This window comes from Shewanella corallii (genome assembly GCF_023349125.1).
GTDB lineage: Bacteria > Pseudomonadota > Gammaproteobacteria > Enterobacterales > Shewanellaceae > Shewanella > Shewanella corallii.
On sequence record NZ_JAKIKT010000002.1, the window covers coordinates 252,410 to 268,075 of the forward strand.

Annotated in this window: 13 protein-coding genes; 9 read left to right on the forward strand and 4 right to left on the reverse strand. The window is 50.0% G+C overall.

All coding sequences use genetic code 11. The features are described 5' to 3' along the window. Window positions 1-16: 16 nt before the first annotated feature. On the reverse strand, window positions 17-535 hold the full coding sequence (gene rppH / locus L2725_RS06415; RefSeq protein ID WP_115135796.1) for an RNA pyrophosphohydrolase: 519 nt from the start codon (window positions 533-535) through the stop codon (window positions 17-19). 744 nt (window positions 536-1,279) lie between these two features. Here rppH and mutH point away from each other — a divergent pair. Together mutH and L2725_RS06425 are read left to right on the forward strand one after the other, a co-directional pair. Next, window positions 1,280-1,948, forward strand: a complete 669-nt coding sequence (gene mutH, locus L2725_RS06420; protein WP_283164217.1) for a DNA mismatch repair endonuclease MutH — start codon at window positions 1,280-1,282, stop codon at window positions 1,946-1,948. Window positions 1,949-2,174: 226 nt separating this feature from the next. Continuing rightward, the gene (locus L2725_RS06425; RefSeq protein ID WP_249248193.1) at window positions 2,175-3,248 is read left to right on the forward strand and encodes an adenylate/guanylate cyclase domain-containing protein; all 1,074 of its coding nucleotides are present in this window, start codon (window positions 2,175-2,177) and stop codon (window positions 3,246-3,248) included. 42 nt (window positions 3,249-3,290) lie between these two features. On the opposite strand, the gene oxyR is transcribed toward L2725_RS06425, so the two are convergent. The 3 genes from oxyR to mnmL form a co-directional block, all read right to left on the reverse strand. Further along, window positions 3,291-4,211 carry a hydrogen peroxide-inducible genes transcriptional activator OxyR gene (oxyR, locus tag L2725_RS06430; protein ID WP_115135798.1) on the reverse strand — a complete coding sequence of 307 codons (921 nt, stop codon included), beginning with the start codon at window positions 4,209-4,211 and terminating at the stop codon, window positions 3,291-3,293. A gap of 190 nt (window positions 4,212-4,401) precedes the next feature. Then, entirely contained in the window at window positions 4,402-4,767 is a 366-nt protein-coding gene (locus tag L2725_RS06435; protein ID WP_115135799.1) for an Hpt domain-containing protein, read from the reverse strand. 257 nt (window positions 4,768-5,024) lie between these two features. Beyond that, window positions 5,025-5,987 (reverse strand): tRNA modification radical SAM protein MnmL/YtqA, encoded by a 963-nt coding sequence (gene mnmL, locus L2725_RS06440; protein ID WP_249248194.1) that lies wholly within the window; start codon window positions 5,985-5,987, stop codon window positions 5,025-5,027. 438 nt (window positions 5,988-6,425) lie between these two features. On the opposite strand from mnmL, the gene gltB reads away from it, so the two are divergent. The 7 genes from gltB to L2725_RS06475 all read left to right on the forward strand — a co-directional run bounded on the left by gltB (window position 6,426) and on the right by L2725_RS06475 (window position 15,649). Further along, a complete protein-coding gene (gene gltB, locus L2725_RS06445; protein ID WP_249248195.1) occupies window positions 6,426-10,874 on the forward strand; it encodes a glutamate synthase large subunit in 4,449 nt (1,482 codons plus the stop codon). A gap of 5 nt (window positions 10,875-10,879) precedes the next feature. Beyond that, on the forward strand, window positions 10,880-12,286 hold the full coding sequence (locus L2725_RS06450) for an FAD-dependent oxidoreductase (protein ID WP_249248196.1): 1,407 nt from the start codon (window positions 10,880-10,882) through the stop codon (window positions 12,284-12,286). A 142-nt stretch (window positions 12,287-12,428) separates the two neighbouring features. Next, entirely contained in the window at window positions 12,429-13,121 is a 693-nt protein-coding gene (gene mtnN, locus L2725_RS06455; protein ID WP_249248198.1) for a 5'-methylthioadenosine/S-adenosylhomocysteine nucleosidase, read from the forward strand. A gap of 18 nt (window positions 13,122-13,139) precedes the next feature. After that, window positions 13,140-14,096, forward strand: coding sequence for a cobalamin biosynthesis protein (locus L2725_RS06460; RefSeq protein ID WP_249248199.1), 957 nt, complete (start codon window positions 13,140-13,142; stop codon window positions 14,094-14,096). A gap of 66 nt (window positions 14,097-14,162) precedes the next feature. Continuing rightward, complete coding sequence (locus L2725_RS06465) at window positions 14,163-14,567, forward strand: DUF2721 domain-containing protein (RefSeq protein WP_283106369.1); 405 nt, start codon at window positions 14,163-14,165, stop codon at window positions 14,565-14,567. 153 nt (window positions 14,568-14,720) lie between these two features. Continuing rightward, window positions 14,721-15,131: a nuclear transport factor 2 family protein gene (locus tag L2725_RS06470; RefSeq protein WP_248935534.1), complete on the forward strand. Its 411-nt coding sequence runs from the start codon at window positions 14,721-14,723 to the stop codon at window positions 15,129-15,131. 107 nt (window positions 15,132-15,238) lie between these two features. Beyond that, on the forward strand, window positions 15,239-15,649 hold the full coding sequence (locus L2725_RS06475; RefSeq protein WP_249248200.1) for a hypothetical protein: 411 nt from the start codon (window positions 15,239-15,241) through the stop codon (window positions 15,647-15,649). Window positions 15,650-15,666: the final 17 nt, after the last annotated feature.

A 15,666-nucleotide genomic window follows, 5' to 3' on the forward strand; every position in this document is an offset into this window, starting at 1 on the left:
TTTTATCCTCTTGGCTTCAGTTTCTGGTCCTGGACCGACGCCTCCCTGGCTCCCGCGTTTGAAAAGGCAGTGCAGTGGGGGCGAACTCCTTCATTACTCTTCTATATACATCACGCTTGAAAGACACCACCTGTCTGACCGGGTACCAATAACTTACCCAGCGCCAGTCATCAAACTCGGGATGACCGGAAGAATTCAGGTCGATGGCATTCTCATGGCTTTTCAGCTGCAATAAAAACCACTTCTGTTTCTGGCCAATGCATACAGGTTTGCTGTCCTGCCGGACGAGGCGCTTGGGCAGCCTGTATCTGAGCCAGGAGCGGGTTGAAGTCAGAATTTGTACATGCTCGGGTCTTAACCCGACCTCTTCATATAATTCCCGGTACATGGCCTGCTCAGCCGTTTCCCCTTCATCCACACCGCCCTGTGGAAATTGCCATGAATGTTGACCAAACCGTCTGGCCCACATTACTTGTCCAAATTTATTACAGATTATGATGCCCACATTCGCGCGAAAACCGTCGCTGTCAATCACATGGACTCCAAACAAAAAACTTTCAATGAGTCGATTGTTTCACAAAGACGCATCCTCGGCAAACGTCTATTTTTAGTGATGTTTTGGATAAAGTTTAAGGTAAATCTCAAATTATCAACAGCAGCATGAAATTTGCTCTTGGGATTATCCACAAAATCTGTGGATATCTATGTTCGAAACTCGGTGAAACACCGCTGAAAGCCAGTAAAACCATAAAATGGGATTTTCGTCACCGCATCAAACAAATCACAACAAAACCTTTAACTTCAGTCAATTAAGACTTAATCCAGAGAGTTCGCAGGCTCAAAAAAACACAACTGCGCAATTTTTAACCAGCAAGATAACCCTTAGCACTATATGAGTAAATGTGCGCAGTTTATTCACACTCCAATTCATCCACCTCTGAGTTTTATCATTTATAACGGTCATTTAGTGGATTGACTTTGTCAGAAAACTGCGGTTAAGCATTCTGAATCAAGAGTTATCCAAAAAATCTGTGGGTAAGTTTGTGAGGAAAACAGGGGAAAGCAGAGAGTAAGTTGAACAAACAAAACAACACCATCTTGAAACTCAATTTATATCACTTTAAATCAATCACTTAATTGAGTATGTGGAAGTTAATAGATGGCACTGTCAGCCTGGTCATAAAACGCCCAACACAATTCATTTGAAAACCGACACTTAAAACTTATCCAACACTGGTACACTAATCAGCTATTCCCCGGCTCATGACAGGACCTCAGTTTGACCACCCCGGCCCCTAAAGACTTAGATGAATTGATGCAGCGTGTAGATGATATGGCAGGCCTGACACTGGGGCAGTTGGCATCCCACCATGGTATCCCTGTACCTGAAAATCTGCGCAGAGATAAAGGCTGGACCGGACAACTGATTGAAACTCATCTTGGTGCGACTGCGGGCTCCAAGCCGATGCAGGACTTTATTCATCTGGGCGTGGAGCTGAAAACCATTCCCCTGAGTCTCAGCGGTTCGCCACTGGAAACTACCTATGTATGTGTTGCGCCACTGATGAATATCCAGGGACTGTGTTGGCAAGACAGCTTGGTGAAACATAAGTTGCAGCGGGTACTCTGGGTACCCATTGAGGGTGACAGGCAGATCCCGGTCGCCCAGCGACGTATAGGCACAGGCATACTCTGGGAGCCCAACGACGACGAAGAGCAATTGCTGAAACAGGACTGGGAAGAGATTATGGAGTTAATCGCGCTGGGGAAGGTAGAAAGCATCAGTGCCCGCCATGGCGATGTACTGCAACTTCGCCCCAAAGCTGCCAACAGTAAAGTCGTGACCGAAGCCATAGGTAAAGAGGGGAGAACCATTATGACTAACCCCAGAGGCTTCTATCTGAAGACAGGCTTTACCGCGTCGATATTGGCCCGCGCCTTTGGCTGACAAGGTGCTGAAAAATCGGCCTGATTTAGTGTTAATCTGATAACCCGAAGAAATTAAACCGATTTTCTCAATAAACCGAATACCCGACCTGCTGAAACATTAACACAAGTCAGACCTTCTTTCGGGCACTTGATCTGGATCACGAATGTGACTGGAAAAGATGCCTTGATATGAATACACTAGCGGCTCTTTGGAGCAGCATCATTCACAGAGTAATAATCAGTCAGTGAGAGCAAGTCGACAGGCCATAAAACTGGCGTTTGCAATTCTTGCATGGACAGCCGCTATGGCTGCCTTTGTATTTTTCCGTTACGCGCAAACTCCGGATCTGCCTCAATGGGCTGTTGGCTCTGCAGATCTGGCGACGCTTGCTATCTATATGGGTGTGATATTCGGCAGTCTGCACTGGCTATCCAACCTGATAGCAGATTTCAGCGCCATCAACCGCCTCCCCTATCTGTTCTCCGTTATCTTCAAGGGCCTCTTCCTGTTGCTGGGTGCCACTACACTGGCGTATATGACTCAGTTCCTGAATATGTGGGCCATTGAAAACCACATGGCGACGCTTCGCCAGATGCTGACAGTCCATGTACTTTATACCCCTTCATTCCAGGCTTTGATCGTCTACCTGGTCGTCGTGCGGGTGAGTTTGGCCTTTATTGAGCAAATGAGTTTGCTGGTTGGTCCCAGAGTTCTGATTAATATCGGTATGGGCAAGTACCACAAGCCAAGGTATGAACAACGCCTGTTCCTGTATCTGGATATGGTTTCTTCCACGGCCCACGCCGAAACATTGGGCGACTACCGCTTCAGCCGTTTAATCCAGGATAGCTTTAGCCTTCTGGCAGATACCGTCAACCGCAATGAGGCTGAAATCTATCGTTATATGGGTGACGCAGCGTTAATTCACTGGCCTTTGGAAGAGGGCGTGGTGCAGGACCGCTGCATGAACATCTATTTTGAGTTCAGCCAACAACTCAATTGGCAGCGGCAATATTTTGAAGAGCACTATGGTTTTGTGCCCAAGTTCAAAGCTGCCGCTCATTGTGGTCAGGTTGTGGCAGCTGTCGTTGGGGTGCATAAACAGGAGATCAGCTTCTTCTCTGATGTGCTGAATACTCTGGCCAGATTGCAGGACCAATGTAACCCACTGGGCCAAAGTATGCTGCTGTCAGGCAACCTGGTAAACAGATTGGAAAACAGTGACTCAGCCTATGTCCTGCACGATTTGGGTCAGGTAAAACTCAAAGGAAAGCAACATACCACTCAGGTATTTGGTGTTAGCCCAAGAGGCAGATGATCTCGCCAGAATCTCTGATAAATAGAAAAAGAAAAGCGGCTATCATGCCGCTTTTTGCTGTGCTTGACTCAAGAGTTTCTCTATCTCAAGTCCCAGATTCCTGAAGGTGGAAATCCGGCTGGTAGTTTGTCTCCACACCAGGCCTATGTCCCGATAAGGGGCCTCACCCGGCGGGTTAATCACTTCCAACTCGGTGTCATTCAGAATACCTGAGTCAATTGCCATCTGCGGCAGAAAAGTCGTACCCAGTTTGCTGTTAACCATCTGCACCAGTGTATGCAAACTGGTAGCTGCAAAAGGGTTTACCTTGGCGCTGTCAGACAGCTGGCAAGCTGAAATTGCATGGCCGGTAATACAGTGCTCACTTTGCAGCAGAAAGATGCTTTCATCGGGCAGTAGTTGATAATCGACAGGGTTATGGAAATCTGCCTGCAGATCCTTATGAACTACCATTTTGAACGGATCAACTCCTACTTTCATCTTGTGGTATCCGCGGGTATCAACAGGCAAAGCCAGCAACAGCAGGTCCAACTCCCCCTTTCCCAGAGACTCGAGTAACCTGTCAGTAGTGTCCTCTTTTAACAACAGACTGAGTTGAGGGTAGGTTTGCTGACAGTGACGCACAACCCGACTGAGCAGGAATGGCGCAATAGTGGGAATACAACCCAATCTTATCTCACCGGTCATAGGTTCGCCCTGATTACGAACCAGCTCAACCAAATCATCGACATCTGTCAGTAACTTTCTTGAACGCAGCACCACCTCTTCACCTATCGCGGTGAACATAAAAGATTTGTGGTCGCGCTCAATGAGTTGATGCCCCAGCTGCTCTTCCAGATTCTGGATACCACTGGACAGCGTCGACTGGCTGACATGACAAACCTTGGCAGCTCGGTTGAAGTTCTGTTCCTGGTGCAGATTGACCAGGTAAAACAGGTTTTTCAGGCTGGGTAAATGTTTCATTTAATCGATTGCCTTTTTGCATTTGCACCTGATTTTCTAACTTTAAGCACTCTAGCACATTTCAATTGCTGAAAAAGCCAATTCAGATCAAACCTGACAAAGGAATAGTCATTAGAAACTGCCGTCGTCACTTTTTACAGGCATAAAAAAACGGCACCCTTAGGTACCGTTTATCTCTTGAGCCAAAGCGTTACACTTTAGCTTCCAGATAAGCCTTCAGCATTGCCAGATCTTTTTCGCCATTTTCAACAATGACACTCAACCATTCTGAGTGCATTTCCGGCCAATCTGACGCTTCACCATGCTGCAGCAACTGAGCATACTGTTGAATACGCTTCAAACCCACAGAGCCAGCGGCTCCTTTGAATTTATGTGCTTCAGAGCAAAGTACTTCTTTCTCAGCATCCTGGCTTGCTGTTACCAGGTTCCCTACATATTCAGGCATCAGCTGCTCAAACAATACAACACTTTTAAGCAAGGTTCCGGCTCCGATTGCACTGCAATATTGTTCCAGTGTGTTCAGGTCCAGAATAGTTTCCAAATCAGCTGTCGCCATTGATGCCCCCTCTGTAGAGTATATTCGTTACGCCCACTGCATGCCGCTGTCCACTGGACGCTGCTTCGATTCCCTATGAAATGCAGGGTTGCAGGTCATTTTATCTGAGTCATGATACCTGCTGCCAAGCGCTGTGCAACACAATAAGTGGATTTTGCTGAAGTTTCCGCCCAGATTAACAAAAACGCAACAATATAGGGCGGTGCAAGACATCTTCATCTTAAAAAAACTAATAGATGTAGCAAGTTGTCACAGGGCTATAGCAGGGTGAAAGGACTATGGGTATTCACCCCCTGCCCACCATGCTCTTTTAAGTTATCCACAATGGCCACCAGCCCATCCCACCTGGATGAGCACCACTCAGGGGCAAGCAACATGGGCTTTTTGGCATAGGCGCTGACTCTGTGCAGTATGACATCAGATGGAATCGCTCTGATCATCTCGCTAACGCTGTAAACGTATTGTTCCAGTTCCAGTGTCGATAATTTACCCGCACGCCAGGCTTTGGCCATGGTGCTGCCTTCAACTATATGTAAAGGATGAATCTTCAACCCTTCGACTCCAAGCTCAAGTACCATCTTCAGGGTTTGCATATAGTCATCATGGGATTCGCCGGGTAAGCCCAGGATGAGATGGGTGCAAACCTTGAGTCCATGGGATCTGGCACGCGTTACAGTATCGGCGTAGGCGTCAAACTCATGACCCCGGTTGATCTTCTTTAACGTGTGATTATGGGCAGATTGCAAACCAAGCTCCAGCCAGACTTCAATCCCTCTAGACTGATACTCTGCCAGTAAAGTCAGCACTTCATCAGGAACACAGTCAGGCCTGGTGCCGACGTGCAACCCCACAATATGACCATCAGCAAGGGCCTCGTCATATTTCTGTTTCAGTACCTGATACTCATCATAAGTGCTTGTATACGCCTGAAAATAAGCAATAAATTTATCGCTAGCGGTGCCCTTGGCACTACCTACTTTCTGTATGCGTTTGATTTCCATATTGGCTTTACCCGCCTGCAGCTGATCACTGATGCTCAGAGGGCTTCCCATTTCATGACTGAAAGAGGCGACGTTACAGAAGGTACAACCACCTTTCCCTAAAGTACCATCCCGGTTGGGGCAAGTGAATTTGGCATCAATAGTGAGTTTCTTTACACGGGTACCGTATTTGGCTTTGCAAACGGCACCAAAGGTATTGGCATATTTGTCGAGTCCCATGGCGACGCTCCCGAAATGAAAAAGGCGGGTATTTTAGTCACTCCTTGAGTAATAGTCCTTGGCAAAGATCAAAATCCCGGGAGTCAGTGCCGATGTAGCCCTCACGAAGTTCCATTCACTGTATTTGCAAAAAAAATCATTATTCGTAAATTCGGGACAATCTTATCCTGCCTCCTTCATTTCGTAACAAAATCACAAAGCATGTTTCAATTTTCTTTTTATTCATACCGTTATACGAGCACTTTCTCAGTTTACGTCAACGTAACCATCACTTTTACAACGACTAAAGCATGACTCAAAACCATATTTTTATGCATTTTTCTTGATTGACCTTTGCATAAAGTGAAGATAGCTTGGATGGTTCGGGTAAAAATCAATATAAGAAAAGTCATTTCTCCCGACGTAGTAAACCTTGAGCATTGAAGGGAGGTTGTGTTTATGAGTTTGTATCATCCCAGTTTTGAGCGGGACAATTGTGGCTTTGGCTTGATAGCCCAGATGGATGGAGAACCCAGCCATCGCATTGTGCGTACCGCGATTCATGGCTTGGACAGAATGAAACACAGGGGTGGTATTGCCGCTGACGGACAAACGGGCGATGGATGCGGCCTGCTAATGCAGATGCCGGTTAAGTTTTTTGAGGCTGTTGCGGCGGAAAATGACTGGCACCTGAGCCGGAAATTTGCCGTGGGTATGCTGTTTCTCAGTCAGGATGAAGACAAAGCCGCTGCTGCACAGTTTATGCTTGCAAAGGAGTTGGAGCGGGAAACTCTGAGTATCGCCGGATGGCGTAAAGTCCCGATTAACCCGGATGCTCTGGGCCCCATTGGCCGTGACACCTTGCCACAGATCTATCAGGTATTGATTAACTCCCCCATTGGCTGGCGAGAGAAAGATCTTGAACGTCGTCTCTATATGGCACGCCGCAGACTGGAGCAGCAACTGACAGATGACAAAGATTTCTATGTAGCGTCGCTGTCCGGTCAGGTGATTGTCTATAAGGGCCTGATGATGCCTGCGACCCTGCCAGAGTTTTATCAGGATCTGGCTGATATTAGGCTGCAAAGCTCCATCTGTTTGTTCCACCAGCGCTTCTCAACCAACACCTCACCCAAGTGGCCATTGGCTCAGCCTTTCCGCTATCTGGCCCACAATGGTGAAATCAATACCATTACCGGTAACCGCCAATGGGCAAGAGCCAGGGCCTATAAATTTAATTCGCCTTTGTTGCCGGACTTGCAACAGGCCGCACCTTTCGTCAATGAAACAGGTTCAGACTCCTCCTCTTTGGATAATATGCTGGAGATGCTGCTGTCCGGCGGGATGGATCTGTATCGCGCCATGCGCTTGCTGATACCACCTGCGTGGCAAAGCAACCCGGAAATGGATGAGGACCTGAAAGCCTTCTACGACTTTAACTCTATGCATATGGAGCCCTGGGATGGTCCTGCAGGCATCGTAATGACCAATGGCCGTCATGCCGCCTGTGCCGTAGACAGAAATGGCTTGCGCCCGTCCCGCTATGTGATCACCAAAGACAGAATTCTCACTCTCGCCTCTGAAGTAGGCATCTGGGATTACGGCGCAGATGAAGTTATCGAAAAGGGCCGGGTTGGCCCCGGTGAACTGCTGGTATTGGACACTCTGGACGGTCGTCTTTATCAATCCTTTGAAATCGATGACGACCTCAAGCGTCGCCACCCTTACAAACAGTGGATGGCAAAGAACTCCAAGACGCTGACACCGGCCTATATGTTGGCAGCCAATCAACATGGCACCAGAGAATTTAAGGCTGATGCTCTGCTTCAATACCACAAGTTGTTTGGTTACACCCGTGAAGAACTGGAGCAAGTGATCTGGGTACTGGCTCAAAGAGGGGAAGAAGCAACAGGTTCAATGGGTGATGACACCCCTATGGCGGTGCTCTCAAAACAACACCGCAGTCTGTACGATTACTTCCGCCAGAAGTTCGCTCAGGTTACCAACCCGGCGATTGACCCCTTAAGAGAGAAACATGTGATGTCGCTGACCACCTGTGTGGGTCGCGAGCAAAACCTGTTTAACGAAACCACCGGCCATGCTTACAGGGTGATGTTCGAATCCCCTATTTTGCTGTTCAGCGACTTTAGCCAACTAATGACGCTGGACAAAACCAATTACCGTGCCGATACCCTTCAACTGAACTACGACCCTGCTGAAGGGCTGGAAAATGCCATTCGCCGGGTAACAGATGAAGCTGAGCGCCTGGCACGCACAGGCACAACCCTGTTGGTGCTGTCTGACCGCCTAATCACCCAGTCAACTCAGTTGATCCCCGCTGCTATGGCCGTCGGCTCTGTGCAACAGCGCCTGGTGGAAAAAAGCCTGCGTTGTGACACCAACATCATAGTTGAAACCGCCAGTGCCCGTGATCCACACCACTTTGCAGTACTCCTGGGTTTCGGTGCTACCGCTATCTATCCTTACCTGGTGTATGAATCCATCGCAGATATGGCGGATCGTTTTGGCGAAGAGGACAGAATCACACTGATGCTGAATTTCCGTCAGGGCATTGAAAAAGGCCTGCGGAAGATTATGTCCAAAATGGGGATCAGCACAGTTGGCTCGTACCGCTGCAGTCAGCAGTTCGAAGCTGTGGGTCTGGCCGATGATGTGGTTGAGCTTTGTTTCAAAGGAGTGATCAGCCGTATTCAAGGAGTTAGCTTCAGCCATATCGCCGATGACCAGCAAAAGCTGCATCAAAGAGCCTTCCGCAAACACCTGCCACTGCTGCAGGGTGGACTGCTCAAGTATGTTGATGGCGGCGAGTACCACTGCTTTAACCCGGATGTCGTCAACACACTGCAGCAATCACTCCGTGACCGGGATTATCAGGCCTATAAGAAATTTGCCGGACTGGTTGATGACAGACCAGTAGCAACGCTGCGCGACCTGATTGGCATTAAGGGAACAAAAACCTCAGTCGAACTGGATAAGGTTGAAGACGCCAAACACCTGTACCCTAGATTCGACAGCGCCGCCATGAGTATTGGCGCACTGAGCCCTGAAGCTCATGAAGCATTAGCTATTGCCATGAACCGTCTGGGTGGGCGCTCAAACTCTGGCGAAGGCGGTGAAGATGCCCGCCGTTTCAACAGTCAGCGAAACTCAGCCATCAAGCAGATTGCCTCTGGCAGATTTGGGGTAACCGCACACTATCTGGTTAATGCAGAAGTGCTGCAGATCAAAGTAGCTCAGGGTGCCAAACCTGGTGAAGGTGGACAGTTACCGGGAGATAAGGTCAGCGTGGAAATCGCCGGTCTGAGACACTCCCGCCCGGGGGTAACACTGATCTCGCCGCCACCGCACCACGATATCTACTCCATTGAGGATTTGGCTCAGCTGATCTTCGACCTCAAGCAGATTAACCCCACCGCCATGGTGTCGGTCAAACTGGTATCTGAGCCCGGCATCGGCACCATTGCTACAGGTGTGGCTAAAGCCTACGCCGATATGATTACCGTATCCGGTTACGACGGTGGAACCGGCGCCAGCCCTATTACCTCGGTGAAATACGCTGGCAGCCCATGGGAGCTTGGACTGGCCGAAGTTCACCAGGCCCTGGTGCAAAATGGCCTGCGGCATAAAATTCGCCTGCAGGTGGATGGTGGTCTGAAAACCGGACAGGATGTTATCAAAGCGGCGCTGTTGGGAGCCGAAAGCTTTGGCTTTGGCACAGTGCCCATGATTGCGCTGGGCTGTAAGTACCTGCGCATCTGTCATCTGAACAACTGCGCCACCGGCGTGGCAACCCAGAACCAAACCCTGCGTGACAAGCATTACCATGGTTTGCCCGAGCGGGTCATGACCTACTTTGAGTTCGTCGCCGCCGAAGTCCGTGAATGGATGAGTAAGCTGGGTGTCAGCAAGTTTAAAGATCTGGTTGGCCGCAGTGAGTGGCTTACCGCGCTGGAAGGACAAACGGATAAACAACAAGGACTGGATCTCTCAGCCATTCTGTATAAACCACAGGTGCAACCCGGCAGCGCAGCTGTCTGGAAGGAAAGAAATATTCCTGATGATAAAGGCGAACTAAACCTGAAGCTGGTTGACACCTGTAAAGATGCTGTTGACCAGGGAGAAGGCTTCACAGGTCGTTTTGCTATTAATAATACTGACCGCTCAGTTGGCGCAGCGCTGTCCGGCTACATAGCCAAAGCTCATGGTGTTAAGGGCTGTACACAGCCCCTGAAACTGGAATTTCAGGGCACGGCAGGACAAAGCTTCGGCGTCTGGAACAGTCCGGGCATGGAGATGAAGCTTGTCGGTGACGCCAATGACTATGTAGGTAAAGGGATGTCCGGCGGTAGCCTGACCCTCTACCCTGCAGTCGGTAGTAACTTCAAGACTGACCGCTCAGCCATTATCGGCAACACCTGTCTTTACGGCGCGACCGGCGGCAAGCTGTTTGCCGCAGGCCAGGCCGGAGAAAGATTCGCCGTGCGCAACTCAGGCGCTATTGCCGTGGTTGAAGGCCTGGGTGATAACGGCTGTGAGTATATGACAGGCGGCATTGTGGTGGTGCTGGGCCTGACCGGGGTGAACTTCGGCGCGGGTATGACCGGCGGCTTTGCCTATGTGTTTGATCAGTTCGGCGACTTCAACAAAAGAGTCAACAAGGAACTGGTTGATACCCATGAGCTGAGTAACCCTATTCATCAGGAGCACCTCAAAGGCCTTATTCAGGAACACGTTGAGCGCACCAACAGTGAACATGCCAAGTTGCTGCTCAGCGACTTTGAAAACTGGGTAGACTGCTTTGTGCTGGTAAAACCCAGGAATGTGGAATTGGCGGATTTGCTCAAGCATGAGCAAAGTGGTCAGGTATTGTCAGTGAAGGCGGGGTAACAGCAATGAGTAACGATTTTCAGTTTATCGATGTTGCGCGTCAGGATCCTGTCAAGCACCCGGTAAAACGCCGTGCAACCGAATTTATCGAAATTTATCAGGCGTTCGATCAGCCACAGGTGCAACAGCAGGCTGACCGCTGTCTGGATTGCGGCAACCCCTATTGCGAATGGAAATGTCCGCTGCACAACTATATCCCCAACTGGCTGAATCTGGCCAAACAGGGACGCATTATGGAAGCGGCGGATCTGGTACATGAGACCAATACTCTGCCGGAGATCTGTGGCCGGGTTTGCCCTCAGGATCGTCTGTGTGAAGGAGCCTGCACCCTGAACGATGAGTTTGGTGCCGTCACCATTGGTAATGTCGAAAAGTATATTACTGACACGGCCATAGCTCAGGGCTGGCGGCCGGATATGTCCACTGTCAGTCCACGTCCGGAGAAAGTCGCCATTATTGGCGCGGGTCCGGCCGGGCTTGGGTGTGCAGATATTCTTGCCCGTAATGGCATCACGGCTGTGGTATATGACAAGTACCCTCAGATTGGCGGCTTGCTGACCTATGGTATCCCCTCCTTCAAACTGGATAAGAGTGTAATGGCTACCCGCCGAACTGTGATGGAAGGGATGGGCATTGAATTCCGTCTTGGTGTGACAGTCGGCAAGGATATCGCCTTCCAACAACTGGTCGACGAGTATGACGCAGTATTTCTGGGGATGGGAACCTACAGCGCAATGAAGGGTAACCTGCCGGGAGAAGACAGTAACGGCGTATACCAGGCGCTTCCCTACCTGATTGGTAACACTCACAAAGTAATGGGGACTCAATCCGACGAACATCCATACCAGTCATTGAAAGGCAAAAAGGTGGTGGTTCTGGGTGGTGGTGATACTGCCATGGATTGTGTTCGCACCGCCGTGCGTCAGGGCGCAACCTCGGTAACCTGTGCTTACCGCCGTGATGAGGAGAACATGCCGGGCTCCCGTCGCGAGGTGCAAAATGCCAAAGAGGAAGGTGTGGAGTTTCTGTTCAACCGCCAGCCCGTCGCCATCAAAACCAAAGATGGCCAGGTTACCGGTCTTGAGTGCGTGGAAACTCAACTGGGCGAGGCCGATGAGTCTGGCCGACGTCGCCCTGAACCAATAAAAGGCAGTGAGCAGGTACTGGACGCTGACGCGGTCATTATCGCTTTCGGTTTTCAGCCAAGTCCTGCACCCTGGTTGAACGACTTCGGTATCGAGTTGGATCAGTGGGGAAGAGTAAAGGCCAGTAAGCTGGATGATAACCCATTCCAGACCACCAACCCCAAGGTGTTTGCCGGTGGTGATATGGTTCGTGGCTCAGATCTGGTGGTAACTGCCATCGCCGAAGGCCGGGACGCCGCAATGGGGATCCTTAATTATCTGAGTTAGTCCCGGTTCACTTCCAAAGCCAAAGCCCACATCACAGTGGGCTTTTTTGTGCGCCGACAACAGCTTTACTCCCTCTACTCAGCCATTGAATATGCTATAGTTAGCGCCAATTTTATCCCTTTATTAATTCAAAAGGTCTGACATGAAAATCGGTATTATCGGCGCTATGGAGCCGGAAGTTGCCCACCTGATAGCTTCCATGGAAGCTGCTGAGTCACAAACCATCGCAGGTATTGAGTTTGTTGCCGGTCAGCTGAATGGCCAAGAGGTGATTGTGACCCGTTCAGGTATTGGTAAAGTTGCTGCCAGTATCGCAACCACGCTGCTGATTGAGAAATACCAGCCTGACTATGTGATTAACACTGGCAGCGCCGGTGGCTTTGTCGACTCACTGGAGATCGGCGATATCGTCATCTCCTCTGAAGTACGTCACCACGATGTTGACGTGACTGCCTTTGGTTATGAGATTGGCCAGATGGCACAACAGCCAGCCGCCTTTATGCCCGATGCCAAACTGGTTGAAGCAGCCAAGAAAGCCGTTGATTCTTTAGGTGAAGTCAAAACCATCGAAGGCCTTATCTGTACCGGTGACAGCTTTATCTGTGACCCTGAGCGTACCGCAGTGATGCTCAATCACTTCCCAACCATGGCCGCCTGTGAAATGGAAGCCGCAGCGATTGCTCAGGTGTGCCATCAGTTCCAGGTACCATTCGTGGTAATCCGTTCTCTGTCTGATAACGCCAACAACGACTCTCCGGTGGATTTTGACAGCTACATAGTTAAAGCCGGTCACCACTCAGCCCTGATGGTTATGGCATTGCTACAACAACTGTAAGGAGTTAACCCGGGGATCATGGACGTCACTCACCTGTCAGCTACAGACATAGGTGTTCTGGAAACATTTGGACTGCTGCTGTCAGCGTTGGCGCTGGCTGCGCTGCTGCCATTGTCCGGTCCCAAAGATCCCCTGGGTTGGTTTGGTCAGCTTGCGGCTCAATTGGCAGCCAAAGCTGGCCATCCTGAACGCAGTAAAGCCCAGCAATATACGGCTGGTACTCTGTCCACCCTGTTGCTGATACTGCCTTTCTGGTTCATCCTCAGTTTTATTCCCGTACTGGCAGCTTACCCCTGGTTTTTTGAACTGCTTATTCTCTATCTGTGTATTAATCAGGGTGGATTGGCCAAAGAGCTGCTGCAGGTAGCGCAATGGTTGGACACCGAAGACAAAAACAGTGCCAAAACCGCGCTGGCAAAGCGTGTTCCTCAAAGCACTGATAATCTGTCTGCCACAGGGTTGAGTAAGACTGCTGCCGAACTGGCATTCAGTATTCCCGCCATTAATGTTGTCGGCGTATCACTTGCCTATTTCGCCGGAGGTACCACCTTCGCGTTACTGATTAGAATGCTGGCGGAACTCACCTGGCAATGGCCGCTTCAGTCCCCCAGGCTCACCCTGTTCGCTGTTCCCGTGCATCGCCTTATGCACTTGCTGCTGTTCATTCCTGTACTGATCTGGCGCCTGTTACTGGCACTGCAGGCCGGAACTCTGACCTTCGGCGGCGTATTCAGCTCCCGCTGGTCCCTGTTCCCGGGCGTGATTACCGGGGCGCAGGTACTGCAGCGACAACTGGGTGGCCCGCAGATTTTTAATGGTGTTAAGGTAACCAGACCCAGAGTTGGGCCGTCCGCTCTGCCTGACGCAAGCGATATCCTCAGGGCTGTCAGTATCAGCCGCATTGCCTGCGGCTATTTTATTGCCCTGCTTGCCTGTCTGCCGCTGATGTGGATGATAGTAAGCTTATACAAGTGATCGGCACTGGCCGGGCTAAAACAATAACCTCTGACTCAAAAATAATAATCATTGGAGCATGCGACTTTGTTCGTACAATCTATCTCTCTGACTACACCCGCACTTATGTTCCCGGCAATCTCCCTGTTACTGCTGGCCTATACAAACAGGTTTTTCTCACTGGCGGCCCTTATCCGCAATCTCAGCAGTGACGACAAACCGGTAAAGCAGGCGCAGATACATAATCTCAGCCAGCGCATCAAAATCATTCGTCGTATGCAGGAAGCCGGGGTTATCAGCTTTGCACTATGTGTTCTTTGTATGCTGATTATCTACCTGGGTTTCAATAAAGTCGGTTCAGCCGTTTTTGGCCTGAGTCTGGCGCTGCTGCTCTACTCTTTGGTGCTGTCTGTGGTGGAGATACGTATCTCGGTAGATGCCCTCAATATTCACCTACAACAAATGGGACAACACCCTGATAAAGACGCTTGATCCCGCCTGATTCAAAAGGCATTATTCAGCCTCCGGGCAGCAATGTCTGCCCATCTGTTTTTCATCTGTCGAAAGAGTAGAGACACAACTGTGCGATATTTGTGGTTATCCCTGTTTCTGTTTTCCAGCCTGACTCTGGCCGCGCCGGGAGATATGCCCCGTGAACAACAGTTGGCCATGAACTACATGCAGGCGCTGACCAGTCATAACTACACAAAGCTGAAAGAGTTCTACGACAGAGAAACTGTCTTCTACGACCGTACTGCTGGTAAAAAGTACACGGGTGAAGTTCATATTCTGAGTTTTCTTCGCCGCGCCCATAAAGGGGTGATGGAGTACCGCTTTAATCTGGAGCATATGTACAACTCAGGCTCACTGGTGGTGATGATTGGCAGCTATTACCTGAAAGGCCCTGGTGATCAGTTCGGCAAGCCGGGGAAAATCATCGAAGTTGCAGTGCCCGGGGTGACCAGCCTGAAACTGGATACGGACAAAGGCAGAGTCAGAGAGCATATCGACCTGATTGATTACCAGACCATGTCGGATCAACTGGCCCCTCAGTAAACCGCCTGACCGTTTCAGATCACAGTTTTCAACCCCGTTTGAAACTCTGAGCGGAATTTGCACTCCAAGATTACAGTGTCGTTTGATATGCCCTGAGGATTGGCCGGATGCTGTATTTGCCTACCCGTTTTGTCTCTCTGTTAACTGCTTTGATATTGGTGATTTGCTCCCAGGCTATGGCCTCGGATCTTCCCCCTATGGTGACCTCCTATGCCGAAAAGCCGGTACAGGGGTTCAACCGCCAGGTTGAAGCGGCCAGCAAGCAAGACAAGAAATGGGTCAGACAAGCTGAATCTATCAGTCAGCACTACGCTGGCAGTCAATTCAAGCTGGTCCGAACCGTGCCCCATGGCAATGTCTCAGTCAGTTACCTTACCCGGATTGACCAACACCACCACAAGCAGATACTCATGATCTTGATGTTGGAGCAGTCGGGTAAGCACTGGCGCCTTAACAAGGCGATGGTGAGTTGGCAATGTAAAAAGGGCCAGCACTTCAGTACTGACCCTTGTCATTAATTGCGTTTAAACGCTGC